The 19,187-nt window shown below is 42.9% G+C and carries 21 protein-coding genes; 10 read left to right on the forward strand and 11 right to left on the reverse strand.

The features are described 5' to 3' along the window. The first annotated feature begins 273 nt into the window (after nucleotides 1-273). Entirely contained in the window at nucleotides 274-1,050 is a 777-nt protein-coding gene (locus tag OCV30_RS08660; protein WP_048611816.1) for a RelA/SpoT domain-containing protein, read from the forward strand. Nucleotides 1,051-1,336: 286 nt separating this feature from the next. On the opposite strand, the gene ihfA is transcribed toward OCV30_RS08660, so the two are convergent. Next, on the reverse strand, nucleotides 1,337-1,633 hold the full coding sequence (ihfA, locus tag OCV30_RS08665; RefSeq protein ID WP_004734853.1) for an integration host factor subunit alpha: 297 nt from the start codon (nucleotides 1,631-1,633) through the stop codon (nucleotides 1,337-1,339). 468 nt (nucleotides 1,634-2,101) lie between these two features. Next, a complete protein-coding gene (locus tag OCV30_RS08670) occupies nucleotides 2,102-2,995 on the reverse strand; it encodes an EamA family transporter (RefSeq protein ID WP_065678671.1) in 894 nt (297 codons plus the stop codon). A gap of 103 nt (nucleotides 2,996-3,098) precedes the next feature. On the opposite strand from OCV30_RS08670, the gene OCV30_RS08675 reads away from it, so the two are divergent. Further along, nucleotides 3,099-4,481: an aminotransferase-like domain-containing protein gene (locus tag OCV30_RS08675; protein WP_065678672.1), complete on the forward strand. Its 1,383-nt coding sequence runs from the start codon at nucleotides 3,099-3,101 to the stop codon at nucleotides 4,479-4,481. Between the two features lie 315 nt (nucleotides 4,482-4,796). Beyond that, entirely contained in the window at nucleotides 4,797-5,978 is a 1,182-nt protein-coding gene (gene cqsA / locus OCV30_RS08680; protein ID WP_065678673.1) for an alpha-hydroxyketone-type quorum-sensing autoinducer synthase, read from the forward strand. Nucleotides 5,979-6,155: 177 nt separating this feature from the next. On the opposite strand, the gene OCV30_RS08685 is transcribed toward cqsA, so the two are convergent. Both OCV30_RS08685 and OCV30_RS08690 read right to left on the reverse strand, forming a co-directional pair. Beyond that, nucleotides 6,156-8,204 carry an ATP-binding response regulator gene (locus OCV30_RS08685; protein ID WP_065678674.1) on the reverse strand — a complete coding sequence of 683 codons (2,049 nt, stop codon included), beginning with the start codon at nucleotides 8,202-8,204 and terminating at the stop codon, nucleotides 6,156-6,158. Between the two features lie 271 nt (nucleotides 8,205-8,475). Then, nucleotides 8,476-9,291: a TauD/TfdA dioxygenase family protein gene (locus OCV30_RS08690; RefSeq protein WP_065678675.1), complete on the reverse strand. Its 816-nt coding sequence runs from the start codon at nucleotides 9,289-9,291 to the stop codon at nucleotides 8,476-8,478. Nucleotides 9,292-9,800: 509 nt separating this feature from the next. Here OCV30_RS08690 and OCV30_RS08695 point away from each other — a divergent pair. Continuing rightward, complete coding sequence (locus tag OCV30_RS08695; protein ID WP_065678676.1) at nucleotides 9,801-10,202, forward strand: ACT domain-containing protein; 402 nt, start codon at nucleotides 9,801-9,803, stop codon at nucleotides 10,200-10,202. Nucleotides 10,203-10,308: 106 nt separating this feature from the next. On the opposite strand, the gene OCV30_RS08700 is transcribed toward OCV30_RS08695, so the two are convergent. The 3 genes from OCV30_RS08700 to OCV30_RS08710 form a co-directional block, all read right to left on the reverse strand. Next, nucleotides 10,309-12,195 (reverse strand): methyl-accepting chemotaxis protein, encoded by a 1,887-nt coding sequence (locus OCV30_RS08700; RefSeq protein WP_029223812.1) that lies wholly within the window; start codon nucleotides 12,193-12,195, stop codon nucleotides 10,309-10,311. A 477-nt stretch (nucleotides 12,196-12,672) separates the two neighbouring features. Then, nucleotides 12,673-12,816, reverse strand: a complete 144-nt coding sequence (locus OCV30_RS08705; RefSeq protein ID WP_009846961.1) for a hypothetical protein — start codon at nucleotides 12,814-12,816, stop codon at nucleotides 12,673-12,675. A gap of 72 nt (nucleotides 12,817-12,888) precedes the next feature. Continuing rightward, the gene (locus OCV30_RS08710) at nucleotides 12,889-13,404 is read right to left on the reverse strand and encodes a cytochrome c (RefSeq protein ID WP_083994586.1); all 516 of its coding nucleotides are present in this window, start codon (nucleotides 13,402-13,404) and stop codon (nucleotides 12,889-12,891) included. A gap of 168 nt (nucleotides 13,405-13,572) precedes the next feature. On the opposite strand from OCV30_RS08710, the gene OCV30_RS08715 reads away from it, so the two are divergent. Continuing rightward, entirely contained in the window at nucleotides 13,573-14,196 is a 624-nt protein-coding gene (locus OCV30_RS08715; protein WP_065678677.1) for a cytochrome b/b6 domain-containing protein, read from the forward strand. Between the two features lie 86 nt (nucleotides 14,197-14,282). Here the strand turns inward: OCV30_RS08715 and OCV30_RS08720 are convergent, their stop codons facing one another. Continuing rightward, on the reverse strand, nucleotides 14,283-14,999 hold the full coding sequence (locus tag OCV30_RS08720) for a DUF1826 domain-containing protein (protein WP_065678678.1): 717 nt from the start codon (nucleotides 14,997-14,999) through the stop codon (nucleotides 14,283-14,285). A gap of 435 nt (nucleotides 15,000-15,434) precedes the next feature. Here OCV30_RS08720 and OCV30_RS08725 point away from each other — a divergent pair, with 435 nt between their 5' ends. The 4 genes from OCV30_RS08725 (at nucleotide 15,435) to OCV30_RS08740 (ending at nucleotide 17,493) form a co-directional block, all read left to right on the forward strand. Further along, nucleotides 15,435-16,130, forward strand: coding sequence for a VC0807 family protein (locus tag OCV30_RS08725; protein WP_017096977.1), 696 nt, complete (start codon nucleotides 15,435-15,437; stop codon nucleotides 16,128-16,130). 392 nt (nucleotides 16,131-16,522) lie between these two features. Continuing rightward, nucleotides 16,523-16,798 (forward strand): HU family DNA-binding protein, encoded by a 276-nt coding sequence (locus OCV30_RS08730; protein ID WP_009846966.1) that lies wholly within the window; start codon nucleotides 16,523-16,525, stop codon nucleotides 16,796-16,798. A gap of 26 nt (nucleotides 16,799-16,824) precedes the next feature. After that, nucleotides 16,825-16,968, forward strand: a complete 144-nt coding sequence (locus OCV30_RS08735) for a hypothetical protein (RefSeq protein WP_009846967.1) — start codon at nucleotides 16,825-16,827, stop codon at nucleotides 16,966-16,968. Nucleotides 16,969-17,289: 321 nt separating this feature from the next. Continuing rightward, complete coding sequence (locus OCV30_RS08740) at nucleotides 17,290-17,493, forward strand: hypothetical protein (protein ID WP_012604160.1); 204 nt, start codon at nucleotides 17,290-17,292, stop codon at nucleotides 17,491-17,493. Here the strand turns inward: OCV30_RS08740 and OCV30_RS08745 are convergent. Next, entirely contained in the window at nucleotides 17,474-17,965 is a 492-nt protein-coding gene (locus OCV30_RS08745) for a PaaI family thioesterase (RefSeq protein ID WP_065678679.1), read from the reverse strand. The two genes, OCV30_RS08740 and OCV30_RS08745, sit on opposite strands and share 20 nt — an antisense overlap. 44 nt (nucleotides 17,966-18,009) lie before the next feature. Here OCV30_RS08745 and OCV30_RS08750 point away from each other — a divergent pair, with 44 nt between their 5' ends. Then, nucleotides 18,010-18,288: a DUF134 domain-containing protein gene (locus OCV30_RS08750; RefSeq protein ID WP_065678680.1), complete on the forward strand. Its 279-nt coding sequence runs from the start codon at nucleotides 18,010-18,012 to the stop codon at nucleotides 18,286-18,288. Nucleotides 18,289-18,364: 76 nt separating this feature from the next. On the opposite strand, the gene nqrM is transcribed toward OCV30_RS08750, so the two are convergent. Beyond that, the gene (gene nqrM / locus OCV30_RS08755) at nucleotides 18,365-18,562 is read right to left on the reverse strand and encodes a (Na+)-NQR maturation NqrM (RefSeq protein ID WP_009846971.1); all 198 of its coding nucleotides are present in this window, start codon (nucleotides 18,560-18,562) and stop codon (nucleotides 18,365-18,367) included. Continuing rightward, nucleotides 18,559-19,005 (reverse strand): NifB/NifX family molybdenum-iron cluster-binding protein, encoded by a 447-nt coding sequence (locus OCV30_RS08760; RefSeq protein WP_065678681.1) that lies wholly within the window; start codon nucleotides 19,003-19,005, stop codon nucleotides 18,559-18,561. Before OCV30_RS08760 ends, nqrM begins: the two co-directional genes overlap by 4 nt. Nucleotides 19,006-19,187: the final 182 nt, after the last annotated feature.

Here is a 19,187-nt window from a genome sequence, read left to right on the forward strand (position 1 = left end):
AGAGCAACCTTAGCTTGGTTTAAAGTACCAAATTGCTTTCGATAAAATCAGAAACTGGCTAAGTTCAAAGTTCTGATAATTGCGGAACTAACGCTTGGATTATTTGTCTATATCTTCACATTTTAAAGCAATATTAAACGTTAGAGTTGGTTTCTGTCTTAGCTAGCCCAATTTAATATGTAGTAAGTTTAGTTAAGCTGTTTTTACTCTTGTGCGTTACTGGTTACCCCTTTTGACTACCCGTTTTTTGTAACCTTGTATTTTGGAGTTTGAATGAGTGTATTTCTCCGTACGACGGCCCTAATGCTTTTGGTATTGAGCCGAGCGCCTGCATTCGCAGCAGCACCTGTTTCAACAAGTTCAACAGATCAAACGCGCACTCCTGCGCAAAACCAAATATCTTCAAACGTATTCCGTCATAGTTTGAGCGGCCTTTACGGCATCAAAGCCTTCGACTCACGCCCGACTCAGCCTTACACCGACTTCGATATTCTGTACAGCAAAGCGCATCAAGGCCAAGCTGAACTTGAAACTATCTGTAAAAGTACTGCCCTACTCACCAATTCTGAAGCGCTATTTGCTGGCGTTAAATCTCAAGCTCGTGCAGAAGAAAAAATCGCCCTTGAGCTTGATGGTGATGTGACAAAAATTACCGACTTAGCCCGTGCAACTATCATCGCGAATGATGTCGAGAGCTTGGTTGAAGTGTACGAAGCGCTAAGCCGTGAAGCAGACGTTGTTAAGCTGAAAAACAAGTTTAAATCACCAGCTGACTCTGGCTACCGTGACCTTAACTTGTTGGTTCGTTTGCCAAAGACCAACATCATTGCAGAAGTTCAACTTCACTTAAAAGCGATTGCTGATGTGAAAAGTGGCCCTGAGCACGAACTCTACGAAATCATCCAAGGCATTGAGCGTCACGCAATTGCAGAACATCGCCCAATCAACGATATCGAAGCGGCACAAATCAATAGCCTAAGACGCCAATCTTTAGAGCTTTACCAACAAGCATGGCAACCTTACATTACCACGCACATTAAAGCGGCATAAACGCTTACCATAAACAAGAACAACAAAGGGCTGCATAATCGCAGCCCTTTCTTTTTATTAGTGCTCTCGCGTTGCTTTCATTAGTTCATTAGTTCATTAGTTCATTAGTTCATTAGTATCAGAAAGCAAAATATAGGGGATGTCACTATTAGTGGTTAACGAGAAGGGTAGCTAAGAAAAGAGAGTCAGGTGATACCACTAAGAGAAACTAGTGACAAGACAGTCAGCAAATGATGCATAAGACGTAGATACAAAAAGACCACGCTAGGCGTGGTCTATTGCTTGGCTACTTCTCGATTTTAATATTTTCGACTCGGGCCTTTAGTTTTTGTCCCGGTCTAAAAGTAACAACACGTCGAGCAGAAATTGGAATGTCTTCACCAGTTTTCGGGTTACGACCAGGTCGCTCGTTTTTCTCACGAAGATCAAAGTTACCAAAACCAGACAGTTTTACCTGTTCGCCATTTTCAAGTGCCTTACGAACTTCTTCGAAAAACACTTCAACCGTTTCCTTGGCATCCCGCTTGCTGTATCCGAGTGTTTCAAACAGGTTCTCAGCCAAATCGGCTTTAGTGAGTGCCATAAAACTTTCCTCAAAGCTATGTTATACATTGCTACCATCTTCAGTAGCGCCAAAGCATTTACCCTATTCAATCAATGAGATAAGGTCATTTACAAGGAAAGTGTATGCCAAGCTTCTGATTTTCGCCAACTTTTTTATCTCATCAATTTAATTATTCTTTCAAATCAGGAAGATAACTCCCTTGTAAAGTCACATATATAGCTAAAAAACACCTAACCAACAGGTACGATGTGATATTATATCCCGCAAAATCTAACATAATAAGAATTTAAAACTTTAGTGTTCTAAAAGATAATTTTTGAGACCTCTATCCTATACCCAATAAAATCAGCCACTTGATTTGATATCAAACTCAACAGAGGTTACTAAGCAACCATTATTAAATATGATATTTGTATCATTTCAGAATTTAATTCGAATTAGTCAATCCTTTCGACAATGCTATTCTGCTGTGTTTTTAGAAAACGCTCAATCAATCGTCTTTATTTCCCTAAGAGGTCTTACGGTTGTCTTAGCAGGCTTCACTATCAAACCTATACCGACTAGAAACAGTACAGATGCCACAACTTGAGCGACTGATAGCACCTCGTCATACATAAAGTAACCACTGATCAATGCGAATATAGGCACTAGCAAGGTTAACGGCGCTGTCGTGCTTAACGGATATTGAATTAACAGTTTATTCCACACCCAGTAACCGAATAGCGTGGTTGGGTAAGCCTGAAACAACACAGCAATCGTTGTGTTCCAATCCCATTGCTCTATCCCCAGCCAAATAATTTGGTCACCGTGCAACATCACGGCAAACAACACTAATGGAACTGGCGCAAATAACATGCCCCACACGTTAAACGCAAAAGCCTGAGTGGTTTGAGACGCTTTAACAATCACGCCCATTAACGTCCAACTACACGCTGCGATCATAATAAGAATCACGCCATTAACAGTGACATTGCCCGTTGCTGCGGAAACCAGCACCGCCAACGCGCACATGGCTAACATCGCACCCATTAACTTGCGAACCGACGCACTTTCTTTGAAAACCCACACGCCAACCGCCATACCAATTAGCACATTGGTTGAAAGCAACACCGACGAAAGCCCCGATGAGAGCCCAGCGGTGATTGACCATGAAGCCATGCCCCAGATGCCCACACCAAACACAAAGCCATAACTCACTAAATAACGCCACGCGACATTCGGTCTTGCTACAAAAAATATCACCGGAATCACCGCTAGCGAGAAACGCGCGGCGGTTGCCAACAAAGGATGAACATTGGTTACACCCATTTTGATCATCGAGAAATTGAATCCCCAAATTGCCATCACGAACACCGCTAGCAACAAATCATTTCTTTTCATACTGACCCCTCCTTTGTTTTGAATGAGTATCCCTTGATCAATAAAACCAGTACAGATACAATTTTTACAATAAAAACCAGTACAGTTAACAACGGTCGTGACCATGAGCATCTACAGAAAGCTAGCCAATCAGTTTATTGATGAGATTGAAACGGGGAAAAGACCCGAAGGTGGACGCATGCCTTCGCTGCGTCAATTAGCTAAACAACAAGCCATCAGCATGTCGACCGTGGTGAGCTGCTACCAAGAACTGGAATCACAAGGCTGGATACACTCTCGACCGCAAGCAGGGTATTTTGTTTCTCCTCATAAACCTGCTCGTTCAACCCCAGAGTGGGCACAGTTTGAAAGTAAAGTGTCGAGCGTCAAGCTAACCTCATCGACTCACAACTCAATTAATGGACCTTTAGGGGTGTCTAGCACCGCCAATGATGAACAGTCGATTGTTGAACTGGAACGCAGTTTTCGCCGCGCTATTCGGCGTATGAGCAGCAGGCTAAACCATTACCCAGATACACAAGGTGAGCCAATGTTACGTCTGGCATTATCCACTCACTTTGCCAAGCTCGATGTACACTTTTCACCTGAAGAGATGGTGATTACGGCAGGCTGTATGTCTGCGATTAAGGCTGCACTTGAATCGTGCACCAAAGAAGGCGACACCATCGCGATTAGTTCACCTTGTTTCAACGGCATTCTGGAGTTGCTCGGAAAGATGTCGCGACAAATCATCGAGATCCCATCTCTAGATGACGGTATCGACTTGCAACAATTAGAAGCACATTTGAAGAATAAACGAGTGGATGCCGCGATTTTTTGTACCTCTCATATGAACCCTCAAGGGATCAACATGTCGGCTAGTCAAAAACAAAAGCTTGCTGAATTAGCGAATCACTATCAAGTACCGATCATTGAAGATGATGTGTATCTGGAACTTTCTTATTCCTCACACACTCCACTCCCCGCGAAATACTACGACAAAGGCGGCTATGTACTATGGTGTGGTTCAATATCGAAAAGCTTGTCACCGAGTTACCGATTAGGATGGTGCTTACCAGGGAGGTTCATTAACGAATACAAGGCTCAGTTTTCTGCTGCAAGCTATGGCGTCGCCCTACCCACTCAGCTTGCAGTTGCTGACTTTATCGAATCTGGTCAATACGCAAAACACGTTAGAAGAAGGTGTACTCAGCTTCTCTCTTTGCGCCAGCAATACCTAAGTTATTTGGCTCAGCACCTTCCTCAAGGAGTAAAGATAAGTAACCCACAAGGTGGCATGGTACTTTGGCTACAAATACCAAATTTGAACCAATCAAGCTTTGCTCAGGCAGTTGCCGACCACAACATTGATATCAGGCTTGGGCACCTGTTTAGCACTCATGACCTTTACAGCAATTGCTTACGCATCAATATTGGTTACTCGTTAGAGGGAAAAGCCAAGCAGGAATTGAACGACTTAATCGAACTGATTCACGTTCATAGCTAATACGTTCCAGTTCTTAATACGTGCCAGTTCATAATACGCAGCTAGGACATCAAAGCTTTTCAGAATCGACTTTTTTCAGGGTCATTAGAACACCGAAATTTTAATAGCCTTTTATCATAAAAAAGAAGGCTATCATTCCAATCTGATCTAGGTTAAAGCCCCGCACCGTAAGGAAAATGACTCTCTTCGATACCTTTAAATACTGAGTTTGCTAGCACATACAAAATTATGCAAACTGGCTAATGACACATCACTTTTTAACTTCAATATACAACCGCCGGCGCTGGCGTTTTCCCGTATTTGAAGAGAATAATTATGAGTGATACAACAAAAAACAAACCACTACCTTCCTTTATCGAAGAACGCTTGAACTTCTATATTCAAGACCTCATTACCCAGAACCAAAGCCAAAAGCACTTGGTATTGGGTAAACGACCTCAGCGCAACGCCGTCGTGATGCAGAGCAATGATTACTTAGCACTGTCACACAACAAACCGATTCAAGACGCCCATCAAGCGGCGATTATCGAACACGATGACAACGTAGTGATGTCTGCAATTTTTTTACAAGATGAAGAGTCTAAACCTGCGTTTGAAACCGAGCTCGCGAACTATGTCGGAATGGAGAGCTGTTTGCTTTCTCAGTCAGGTTGGGCGGCCAATATTGGACTATTACAAACCATCTGCCCGCCGGACACATCGGTGTATATCGACTTTTTTGCCCATATGTCGCTATGGGAAGGCATTCGTGCCGCTGGCGGCATCGCCCACCCGTTTATGCATAACAATATGAATCACCTGCGTAAACAGTTAGAGCGCCACGGCTCAGGCGTTATTGTGGTCGATTCGGTTTACAGTACCATTGGGACCATCGCCCCACTACGCGACATCTACGAAATGGCGCAGGAGTTTGATTGTGCCGTCGTCGTTGATGAATCGCATTCATTGGGCACGCATGGGGAAAATGGTGCCGGCATAGTTCACGCATTGGGCCTTACAAAGCAAGTCGACTTCATCACCGTAAGTTTGGCTAAAACCTTTGCTTATCGTGCAGGCGCGATCCTTGGACCAAAACTACTTTCAGAAACCTTACCGTTTGTTGCTTATCCCGCGATTTTCAGCTCGACCGTGTTACCACAAGAGGTGGTCCGTTTAGAGAAAACATTAGAGGTAATCAAAGGTGCAGATGATAAACGACAGGCTCTGTTCCAGCGTGCTAAATCGTTGACTACGGGTCTAAAACGAATTGGCTTTAATATCCGCAGCGAGTCTCAAATTGTGGCATTAGAATGTGGTAGTGAAAGAAACACTGAACGTGTTCGCGATTTCCTCGAAGAACGGAATGTGTTCGGTGCGGTGTTCTGCCGCCCCGCTACGGGCAAGAACAAGAACATCATCCGATTTTCAGTGAATGCCGATATGACACCACGAGACATTGACCATGTGCTCACCGTTTGTCACGAAGCGTACCATCACCCAGAGTTAGAGTTCGTATAACTCTGTACACACCAATTCTATAACTAACACAAACGGCAGGACTGAATAGACGCTATCATGTCGCGATACAAAAAGAGCCCAGCGAATTGCTGAGCTCTTTCTTGTGTTCATCTATTCATCTATTCATCTATTCATCTATTCATCTAGTTCAGCTGGATAACCGGACGGTACAACAAATCAAATCCAGTGTGCAATTTTATCGAACAGTCGGGTTTTATCTGCTGGCTTCACAATAAAATCTGACATGCCTGACGATTCCATTTTTTCCAATGTCACTGGGGAACTGTCGCCTGTGTGAGCAATAATCGGCACTGTAGAGTATTCTTTGGCTGCACTGCGGATTCGACGAGAAGCTTCAATACCATCCATAATTGGCATCTCGATATCCATCAGAATCAAATCAACATCCTCGGTATCCAAAGCATCTAACGCTTGTTGGCCATCTTCTTTCTGTACAACGTCAAAGCCCTGTTTTTCCAATAACATTGCGGTAAAACGGCGCAAAGATTCGTTGTCATCCACCACCATTATCGTACGTTTATTAGTCGCCTCTAGTGGTTTCACAGCAACCGACGGCAACACGTAATTGGAATCGAAAAGTAAGCGCTCGATGGTGGCTTTGGTATTCAGTAGCCAAACTTGTGTTTCCACCCAAATCGGTTCAAAAGCAACGTTACGAACACGCTTAATGGGGTGATGCTCATACAAATAGATGATTCTCGCTTCAGTGAACGATAGTAAAGATTCAATTCTATCGAGGTAATTGGCTCTTAAATCTAAGCTCTCCATATCAACGAAAATCAAGTCGAACTCAAATTGATATTCCTTATTTTTAAGTGCTGATACAACGTCTAATACGGTGAGGTCAAACCCCATAAAATGTGACGTCTCAGTAATTTTGTCAAAGAGTACTTTCTGGTCACTCACCATCAACACTGTCTTTAGTTTAGTGAGCTCACTCTTAATTTCATTCACAGAGTGAGAAGTCAAAGATGGAAAAGTCATCGTGAACTGCGTCCACTGTTCCACCTCAGACTTACACTTAATCTCTCCACCAAACGACCGCATTACTTTCTGACAAAATGGCAAACCTAAGCCGTAGTTACCTGATTGTCCGGTGGTGTAAAAATCCTGGAAAATACGTCGAATGATATCGTTTGAAATACCAGCTCCGTTATCGGTAACCATAATTTGATTGGTCACGTCATCACTGCACATGGTGACATGAATATGAAAATCTTCAGGGCTGCGATGATGGAATGCGTTCTTGAACAAGTTATACATCACGTACTTCAACAAGGTATCACTGCCCAAGAAATCAAAGTTGCTTTGTACATCTAAAGAGATCGCTGATTTATCAGCTGAGCGCTTATAGTTAAAGCTATCTATCGCCCCTTCAACCACCGCTTGAGCTGAATGTTTCTTGAACGTAGAACGAGATACTCGGTTTTCATCAATTGAAGTCAATAGAAGATCAATCGTCTCGTTACCTGAGTGAATAATCTCCATCGCTTCATCACCCACTTCACGTAACTGTATAACTTCTTCATTGCTCAAAGCGTATTGCCCTTGGTGGCCACCACTTTTCGGATTCGGCAATATGGACTGCATAACATCAATAGAAGTCAGTAAACCACTTAGTGGGTTTCTCATCTCATGCGCGATACCGGCTCCAAAAGATTTCGCCAATGACACCTTATTCTCATGTTCCACCTGATTACGGAAGTAAAATAAGTTACCGAACAAATAGATAAATAAGAAGATTGGCACATGCTTCCAATCCATTGTGAGCTCTAAGTAGAAGCCTTGTGCCACCCATGCACACAAGGTAGCAATCCCTATCCCGGCGAAGGTTTGTGCAAACATCACTCGAGTGACGTGAACTAATAGAATATGGAGGAAAATAGCCGACATGAAAGACATAACCCATACGTTGGACCAGTTATTCATCAGCAGCATGTAAAAGAAAAAACACGGTAAGCAGAGGGTAATAGCGACTTGATAATAAGCCGGAAGGTACTTTCGCCAATCAAATGGAATACGATTACGAACAACAATCCCAAGGAACAATACCGAGCAAAACAGACGCACGGCTAAATTTTCATAGGGTTGCGGAAACAAGAATTCCCATACAATGTAGTAAGCAGGGAAACCGACAAAGCCCATCCAACCCACAAGGGTTAGGTTAGGTTCTGCGTACTGATAAACTTTACGAATCGCGTTCATACAAATACTTTATTTACTAAGCCCTAACGTTTACAAAGTCTAAAATTTGATGTTGGTTCTTATGTTTTCCGCTGAGTATATTACACATCACCTCAGAGCAGTGAGCTTTCAATCAAATATGTATCAACGCTTTTGATTTTATTATGACTTAGATGAATAAAGTCTCGGTTTCATACTTTAACTCAGACAACATCCCTAAGTGATTCAGATTTATACGCTCACGCCTACACCAATAACGCGCCTTAGCAAGTGCTGCGCCTCTTCGTTTGCATTATGTCACTGTAACGCGATGCATCTTTCTTGGAGTATCGCCGTAATCAATCACCGCGTAATGTTGCGTTACCCTATTGTCCCAAATAGCCATTGATCCCTTGTCCCATTTGAAACGGACTTGAAACTCAGGGCGTCGTGCAATTTCAAACAGTTGGTAAAGTAAAACATCACTATCTTGTCGGTCGAGCTCGTTGATATAACGAGTAAACTGTTCATTGATATAAAGTGTTTCTTTACCGGTTTCCGGATGGCTCTGAACAACAGGATGGATTACAGGTGGATTTTTCTGCGCGGTTTTAAGTAGTGATTTGTGCCAATCAAGCTCTATCTGATCTGACTCAACTCCCTCGAAAGCCACCAGCGAATGAGTCGCAGACAACCCTCTCAGCTTTGCTTTCATGTCTTCATCTAATGACTCGAAAACCGCCGTCATCGAACACCAAATCGTATCCCCACCGGTGCTTGGAATATGTTGAGCATGCAACAAAGAAGCTTTCGATGGCACTTTGCGCCAGGTTAGATCCGTATGCCAATAGCTTTCCATGGGTGCATTACCACAGGTTGTTTCGATGACACTCACCTGAGGTGCGCTTTCGACGCGAGGAAAGAAGGGATGCGCAGGCTCGAGCTGTCCAAATCGCTCTGCAATCATCAAGTGTTGTTCTGGTGAGAGTACTTGATCACCTAGGAAGATTACTTTATGGGTAATCAGCGCCTGATAAACCTCATCGAGCTCAGTCACACTGCATGTGGCGAGATCGACTCCATGGATTCGCGCACCGATATGAGGGGTAACTTGTTCTATTTTCGCCATACTTTTTCTTTTTGGTTTTCTCTAAGTTGAGTTGGAGACTGAGACTGAGACTGAGAGGAATAGCCTGTTATTAAACCGGACAAATACAACATTTCTTTCAACACTGTACGTTCCAAAAGAAAGTCTCACTTTAATAAGAACAAGGCCATCTAAAAAAAGAGCCCCTACATAGGAGCTCTTTTCGTTTTTTGATACTTCCTGTATCCATAGACAAGTCCAATCTGTAGTACTTTCACTGAAAGCCAGATCATCGATATCTCCAGTTGTGTATCAACTTAAATGTAACACAATCTCCAGGCTTTTCTAAAACACAACAGAGATAATGAGTTTAGTCCCACTCCATCTCACCACTCAGCACTTGTTCGATGTCATCAAGATGGAAGGAATCTCGACATTAACGATACTGATGTGGAATAAGTATTATTAATTTTACTTATGCAAAACTACATTCTATCTTGGCTGCATTATACAACACCATAAACAAACGCAATTACGCAGGGAAAAAGACGATGACCGCCATTACCGATTTAGACATTCTGCTAAAGTCCATGTCACCAGAGCTCATTGAAGGTGATTATGTTTTTTGTACTGTAGACGGGGGATTGGGAGATTATGTTCAACTCGAACCAATCGCGACCTTTCGTGAAAAGGAAAGTTTAACACTGGTTCTTGAAGAAGGCGTTGCGACCAAAGCTCAGTTAGACTTCGACGGTGTATTTAGCCTGATAACTTTATCGGTCCACTCGAGTCTTGAAGCGGTTGGATTAACAGCGGCTTTTGCCACCAAGCTAGGTTCATACGGCATTAGCGCAAACGTAATTGCTGGTTATTACCATGACCATATCTTCGTTCAGAAAGAGAAAGCAGAAACTGCAATGAGTGCGCTGAAAGAGTTTTCAGAAACTGATTAATAAATAATTTGATTACTCACAAATACAAAAAAAGCGACGTAATCTACGTCGCTTTGACTTATTGCTTAACAATCACTCACTGATCAGGCATCAGTGAGTGACACAGTTAAGCAAGCTTAAAAGTCGCCACTTTGTCACTTAAACCAGCGGCTTGGCTCTTAAGTTCGTTCGACTCAGTTAAGCTGTCCTGTGCGCCCACAACTAAGTGGTCCGTAACATCTTTAATGGTCGTAATGTTCTGAGTAATTTCACCCGTCACGTGCGTTTGCTCTTCTGCTGCGGTAGCAATTTGAGTCGCCATATCACTAATCAAAGCCACCGCTGTGTTGATCTCTTCTAGCGCATGTGAAGCTCGGTCGGCATCTTCGACGGAATGTATTGCCAGTTTCGAGCTGCTCTCCATAAGATCAACCGCTTGAGCCGTTGTGCGTTGTAAAACATCAATCGTTGACTTTATCTCTTCTGTTGAAGAGTGAGTTCGTTGAGAAAGCACACGTACTTCATCTGCAACTACAGCAAAACCACGACCTTGTTCACCAGCACGCGCCGCTTCAATCGCAGCATTCAAAGCAAGCAAGTTAGTTTGCTCTGCAATACCTTGAATCGTAGCAAGTACCGTCGAAATCTCTTGAGCATGCTTGTTTAGCTCACTGATCACATTACCTGCTTCATTCACTTCATTGGCAAGGTTATTGATAGAACCTTTGGTATCGACAACCAGGGCGTGACCGCTATTAGTGCTTGTCGCAGAGTCTTGTGCCGCTTTTGCTGTTTGCTCAGCATGCGATGCAATCTCTTGCGTTGCACTCGCCATTTCCGTTACAGCCGTCGCCACCATGGTGATCTCTTGCTGTTGATGATTAAGCTCATCCACCGAACGATTCGCTCGCTGAGTACTTTTCTCTGACTGGCTGTTAAGCTGCTCTGATTGCCCACGAATATGACCAATCAACTGCTGTAAACTTCCTACAAAAGTGTTGAAGTTCTGTGCTAGTTCTCCTACTTCATCTTGGTTCTCAACATGAATACGCTGAGTTAAATCACCACTACCATTAGCGATCTGCGCCAGTGCTTGAGACACATGGTTCAACGGACGGAACAGAATAGTACACAGCAGGTTAAACAATATGGTACATACAATCACAACCAACAGTGTCACCAACACTTGACCGATCACCGCATCAAATAACGGTGCAACCAAAGAGTCATGATTAACAACACTGATAGTAATCAGGCTTGTACCATCAATCGCACGTGCGTACAAAACATAGTCGCTGCCATTTAACTCGATAGCCGTGTCTTTACCGCTAGTCAGTGCCTTCTGTACATCAGAAAAATCTAGCCCTAGCGAGCTAATGTTCTCATTCAGCAACTTTGTATCAGCGTGCGTGTAAACCGTGCCTTTGTTGGTCGCGATAAACATGTAGCCTTCGCCTGGAAGAATCACTTTTTCAAGGCTGTTTAGAATGTCGGTAATTTCTACATCAGCACCTAAAACGACCTGCTGGCCATGCAGTTGCATTGCAGTACCCAACGACACAACGTTCGCCCCAGTTGCCGCGGCAACCGTTGGGTTATCCATGAACACCTTACTTGGGTTCGCAACCGCATTGGTGTACCAACCCCATACGCGTGGATCATCATTGCCCGGTGGCAACACTACGCCATTCGCATTTTTTTGCGAGCCATCAGGGAACGCTAAGAACACATTATCAAACGAGCCTGAATCACGAACCTGCTTCAGGTGAGTGACCAAGCTTTCTTGTTGTGACTCCTTCGAAAGTGAAGTAAGCGCACGCTCTTTGGATAAGATCCAATCCGATACATATTGATTGTAAGAAGCTGACGCACCTTCTAAGCGCTGTTCAACTTCAATATCCAACCGTTGCAATGAAGCACGAAAAGACAATACCTCGACCAAAATCCCCCCCAGGATAATGGCCATGCTAGCAGAGATCGCCAGCTTATTTTTAAGCGAGAGTTTCTTGAACATAGGAAACCTATAATTTGGAAGTAAAAACCGCGGTGACAAATTTGTCACCAACACAGTTTGCAAGCACCATTTATTTTACGCTTTAAAATAAATTAATAAACCATCCAAGGTTAATATCAGCAATATATGTGAGTAGGGGCACGCATAGCGAGACATTCACCAAGTAAATTATTGATTGCATGAGAAATTATACAGAACGGCCTGTTGGAGGATAATTAAGTTAAATACGCTCAACATAGCGTTGTTAACTAGACGAAAAATAGAAAAGGACCCAACACATAACGTTCAGCCCTTTATTTCTCGTCATTTAAACCCAACGGCATTCTTATTTCCATCAGATCAATATTTATATTCGATTACTTAGATTTCACCGAAGTTGGGGTTAGTTAATAATCGCTTTAATTACTTTACTAACTATTAGTTTTGTCAGTTATTGTATTTTCACTTACCCAATACTAACTCAACAACCAACGACTACTAGTTGTTCGTCACAGAAAGTTTGTAGCCCAAATGTTGAACATTCACATCAGCGTAGCCTAGAGCAACGGCATAGTCTGCTGCGTTTGTTAAAGCAGAAAACATGATTGAAACGGCTAGTGTTATAAACATACTCATTTTCATATTTTGTTCCTTTTTGGCTAAATAATTTTAACTGGTTAAATGGAGTTAGTTAATTGAACGGACTGAATGTTATTACCAACGTGAGCGATATGAACGATGGCAACTTTTGCAAGTCGCCTGCGCTGCTTCTAATCCTGATTCCGCCAGTGATACATCACCTTGTTGGCTACCTTGATAGAGTTCTTGGAACCCTTGATTCATTTGACTTAGTAGTCGTTCGAATTTTTCAGGCTCACTCCACACACTCTCTTTAGCTTTACTTCCCTCTTGGCTGCCCACCGGAAATGACGTCAGTAACAACTCGCTATGAGCTGTTAGCTCTAAACTTGTTTCTTCTAATACCTGCCAACTCGTATCGTTGCCATCTAATAAGTCTTTGGCTTGCTCAATCAAGGTTTCAACTTGTGTAAATGCGTATTGGCGCTCTTCAATTTGGTTCGCATGATCTTGTGATGCCAAAGCGTGGGTACTAAGTAAAACGGTTGTAGTACACAGTAGGCTCACCAATCTCTTGTGCGTCATTCTCTTGTTCATACTGATCTCTCCTCGCTTCATATAGCTTTTGTTGTCTGGTTTCGATACAGACATCGATGATTCGTTTCGATGTTCCGTTTTGCTCTGATGTCTGTGTTTCTTTGATGCCTGTGTTTCCTTGATAAAGTCAATTTACACGGCAATAGTTGCAATTGCAACTATTGCTGTGTAAATTACTGTAAAGCGAACAGAGATTAAATAAACAAAAGAGAGAGTGAAACTATGAAGATTTGGGATCTATCAACTCGCCTATACCATTGGACGCAAGCGGCGCTTTTCATGGGGTTAATGGCATCGGGCATTTCAGGTAATGGACCCCACGTTCAACTTGGGCTAGCACTTATGACATTAATCGTTTGGCGATTGGTCTGGGGTTGGGTGGGTAGCGAAACGAGCCGATTCAGACAGTTTTTACGACCACCTAAATCAGTAGTTCGTTATTTATTAGGAAAAGAAAAAGAAAAGCCAGGCCATAATCCTGCTGGCGGTTGGATGGTTATTACACTGTTATCAGCTTTAACTATTCAGTGTGTTTCTGGTTTAGCCTTAGCTGGGCTTCTTGATCACTTACCCTATGCAAATATCTGGTTGAATGACTCCGTGTTTTCATTATTGGAAAACATTCACCTCACTATGGTAAAAGTACTTCCAACTCTGGTTGCGTTACACGTCCTTGCTGTTTTGTTCTACAAATTACGTTCAAAACCATTAACTTGGACAATGGTCACTGGCTTCCAAACAAAAATCGAACTTAATGGCAGTGTTACGTTTGTTTCTCAATGGCGTGCGTTAGGCGTACTAGCTTTAGCGGCGCTGCTCATCATTATGCTGACAGTGTTGGCGTAAATTAATAGGTTTGACGAGTATAAAACCGGATGTACAAAAGGGGTAAGCCGACGACTTCTAAAAATCGTCTCGCGAATAGAGCGCGACTAACCAAAATCTAACGTCAGCAACAATCGCGTCTCGTTAGATGAAGTTACGGGTGAGCAATGCACCAGACCCGCGTTTTCGTTGCCACTCCATCGCTCCCCTTTAAGCAATGCCACATCACCACTCGAAAGTTGCTCGATATCCGACTCATGACTGTACAAGCCTGACTCTGAATCTGGCTTTCCGTTACTCCCTCTTCCTAGTTTCGTACGGTCGACCAAGTCGTTTGGCAGCCATTGAGTGGCAACACCATGATAGGTAGTCACTAAACGGCAAGGGACTTGGTCAACATGGAAGCGTGGACACATCGCTTTATTCAGAACCGCTAAACGGAGCCCTACTTCTTCAAGATCAAACAAACAACAGAACATATCCACCAGCTCTACCATGTTTTCTAGTAGTGCTTTAGATGCGGTTTCGTCGGTAGCAAACTCCAATTTCTCATAGGCGTTGTCTGGAGACAGGCTCATAGATTTACTGAAGCTTGGATTCAAGACGATAAATTCACTGATTGCCATTGTTAAATCTTCATCAAATGTACGCTGCCAAATAGCAATATTGACATCGCTTTGATAGATGTCTGCCAGCACCGTTGGCTGCTCAGAAGCGCTAAAGCATGGAGCATAATTCGCCTGCTCCTTGATACTCGCAGCAGAACCAATGTTAGGTGGCTGGTTATTATTGGTTGTCACAGGTTTCGTTAACACGGCATCCATTACGTCATCTCCTTGATACATGCTTGATGTTTTCCTCTTACCGATACGAACGTTATTCTCAGTAAGAGTGATATTTTAGTTATGTTATAACATAACTAAAATATCACAAGCAACTTGCCGTACATGTTTCCAATTATATGGATATGCCTTTGCAGCCTTAGGTAACTTGATGAATGTGGATCACTGCAGAAAAACGCGAAAGCTTAGCTATGGCGTTCATATAAATTGACTCACCAAACAACTGCTTTCACATCATAAGCCCCAAGTTGGTCGAGAACTCAGACACGAAAGTGTTGAATTACGCGTTCTATAAGTTCAGAGATGTCGTTGATGTCACATGTCGTTACACAGCATGACGTCTTAAGGCTTTACATCTTGAGCGAGGTAAACAACAATCCCTGAGAATAAATCCATAACATAATGTATTTAGAAATTATGAGCAGCACAGAAAACAAAAAATCGAGTCCTCTTTTCGAAGTCGTATTTAACGTCTTTCTTCCTTCATTCATCTTAATGAAGTTCAGTGGAGAGGAGCACCTAGGAACTGGCTTAGCACTACTTGTCGCGCTTGCCTTCCCTATTGCTTACGGTGGTATGGAGTTAGTCCGCAACAAGAAGTTTAACTTCATCGCGGCACTTGGCTTTGTCAGCGTATTATTAACCGGCGGTATCGGCTTCTTCGAACTTGATACTCGTTGGTTAGCATTAAAAGAAGCATTAATACCCGGCCTAATTGGTTTAGCGGTTCTTGGCTCAACCTTCACTCGCTACCCGTTTATCCAAAAAGTTATCTTCACGCCTGCACTGTTAAACATATCTCTAATCGAAGAGCGTTTAAGAGAGTTTGGTAACCAAGCAGAGTTTAATCGTTGCCTAATGAAGTCAAACTACCTATTCGCTAGTACCTTCGCATTTTCTTCTGCGATGAACTACTTTCTTGCGACTTGGATTGTGACTAGCCCAGCAGGTACTGCAGCTTTTAATGAAGAATTGGGTAAGTTGACACTTTACAGCTACCCGGCCATCGCTATACCAAGTATGTTGATGATGTTAGGTATCTTCTACTACATTTGGCGCCAAGTTCGCTCGATGACTTCGCTAAAAACGGAACAGATCTTTATTACTAAATAATTTTCGTTGCGTTAGCTCCGAGTACAAAACCGCTTCAAATACTCGATTGCTTTAAAAAACAGATTGCTTCAAAAAAGCATGAGCCCAGCACACACGCTGGGCTTTTTTGTCTGTTCTACATACAGAAAAATATTAACTTTCAATTGATATCATGAATTAATTTAAACAAAACGATGTTCATTTTCATGACTCACTGTCCATAACTGGCCGAAAACAAGTAATAGTCAATGATTTGCATTGAATGAGGCGTGATATGTTTTTATAATCAACTTCGTTTGTTACTTTACAAAGTTCAATCCTAGCAATGACATAACTTCAGTTCATATTGGTCATATTTAACCAATAGTTTGCAAAAACCAAACGCCAGACGAACTCGACAAGGAATTTAAAACATGAACAAATCTCAATTAGTTGAACACATCGCAACTTCTGCTGACATCTCAAAAGAGCAAGCAGGCACAGCACTCAATGCACTCGTTGAAGGCATCTCGACTACGCTTGCTAATGGCGACGATGTATCTATCCTTGGATTTGGTAGCTTTAAAGTGAATAGCCGCGCTGCTCGCACTGGTCGCAATCCAAGAACTGGAGAAGAGATTCAAATCTCAGCGTCAAAAACACCAGCATTTAAAGCAGGTAAAGCACTAAAAGAGACATGCAACCTGTAAGATAGAAAATACAAGGAAGGTTACCGATGACAACTAAGGAAAAAACAAAAACGAGCCGCAGTAAAAAAGCCGGCAAGTCAACCAAAGCACAAGCTGAAGGGCCTAAGGCTCGTCAACGCATTGAAGAGCTTCTCGAAGAGCGTGAATTGGCCAAACTGTTAGAACTATAGTTTATGTAAGAACTAAAGTTTAAGTTTAAGCAAAGTGATAGTTTGTTGTCGTTCTAATGCCACTTCAGATTTGTAGTGGCATTTTAGTTTGTAGAACAAGCCCTAGCGCATCACTCTTCTTCCCCCTTTCAATCCCCTCTTCACTTTTAATCCCCCTCGCTTTCAAAAACGAAACTTTAGCTTACTGGCTTTAAGCTGATATCGCGTTGACGACCAAGCTTGAGAAGCGCATGATTTTATTTCGAGCAGAATAGTTTTTTGGCCGTGTAGCCCACCCCATAATTGTTTCTGTGCAACGTACCCTATTGAACAGCAGGTCACATGAATAAAATTGTTATGTTAGTAATGGGGCTGCTTTTTACCAGTCGATTGTTCGCTAGTATTGTGCCGCATGTTAGTCAACTTGAGCATGATGCACCTATTCTACTTCGCTCAGCGTTGATCGTAGGTGTTTCGGCTTATGCCGTCTGGACAGCGTTCAAATACTTCAAAAAGAACAAAGCTTCTAGTTCAGATCAAATCTAGGCGGGGCAGACATGAACTGACTCTGTGCCGACGAACATAACTTCCCGCACTGCGTAATTTGGCTTTCGAGGAAATAAAGATTACGTCTGCTATTCACCCATTGAGCGCGAATTTCGAGTTCCTGACCAATGGCAATTGGATGGTGAAAGCGAGAAGTTAAACTCACCGTCATCGCATTGATATTGTTATGGAACAAGCAATACAGCATCGCGCTGTCGTGTAATGCGGTAACAATGCCCCCCTGCATAATACCGTCGTAGCCCTCAGCTTTATCTGTTGGTACAATCTTGGCCATAGCTTCATACTTAGCTAAATTTTCATGCTTAACTGGCGTTTCATGCTTAGCTAGCGTTTCGTACTGAGCCAAAGTCTCACCTTCGCCAATAGCTACAAAACAAATGGGACTGTCTGTGAAAAAACCTTGGCTGCACACTTGGCAACGCCGATGGTTGTGAGGAATGAAAACCTTCATACTTACCCTTATTCCTGTGTACCCTTAGATTCCTAGAGATAGATATGGCTCGACCAAAAAAACATCGTCAATTATGTACCCGTGCGGCTTACTCATGTTTTAAGCCTAATGGCGTTCCTATGGGCGAGCTTCATAAAGAAGAACTGCTATTAGAAGAGTTGGAAGCCTTACGCTTAGCTGATCAAGAAGGATTGAGCCAGCTTGAAGCCGCCGAGCAGATGCAGGTGTCTCGCCAAACGTTCGGCAACATCATTAAGCGAGCACGTACCAAAGTAGCCAAGTGCATCGTCAACGGCCATGCGTTGGTGATTCAAGGCAGTTAAGTCACGTGTTAGCCAGAAGTTATTTAACTCAGCGAGCGAGAACTCTTGATACTTAACTTGATACTTAACTTGATACTTAGCTTGATGGCTCAGTAATCTGATACAACTTTCGGCTTTGCCCTTCACACACATCCTTGCAATTGCATTCGCGCTCAATGTCTAACTGTGCGAGTCCTCCACAACTGCCTTTGATTGGCTTGCGCGAAAAAATCACGCCTATCGCCATCAGTGTAACGACTCCGACAAACCCCAATAGCGTCAACAAAAAGGTCATTTACGGAACCCTCGAATAGCGCCTAGCTGATTAGGCTGTGCCATTAAAATCGAAGCTTGTTTTTTGTGCCCTTTCTCGCCGCAAGTTTTATTGCTACACCCGCTATTTCGGGACTCGCGACCATAATCGAGGTCGGTTACTTCTTGTAGATTGCTGAAATCCAGAGTGGTAACTTCCGCCTTTGCTTTAGATGCAAAAACGCGAACATCATGATTGAACAAGTGCGACAGCATTTTCTTCCCGATGTGACGAACCACAACAGCTTTCACATCATAAGATTTAACGACGGACATCCATTGCTTCTTCTTATTGCACGGGCTGTCTGACTCAACCAAAGGAATAAGATGCTTTATTTGTTGTTGCTCATCGACAATCGCGATCTGTGGAGAACGGGCAAAATGGTTGCCGACATGAAGGTCACGACAAGGTATTGCGTATAACATAGTAACTTCCTGTTATTGATGATCAGAAGTTCAGCATACGCCCCGTTATTGGCATATGCCAACAACTATCATGTGAAAAATAAGATTTACTGGATCGATGGCTAAGATCAAAAGCTACAAGCTACAAGCAGCCAATAGGGTTGGCGCAGGTTACTCTACCTCCCGAACCTGTTCATGGAGTA

The organism is Vibrio atlanticus, assembly GCF_024347315.1.
GTDB lineage: Bacteria > Pseudomonadota > Gammaproteobacteria > Enterobacterales > Vibrionaceae > Vibrio > Vibrio atlanticus.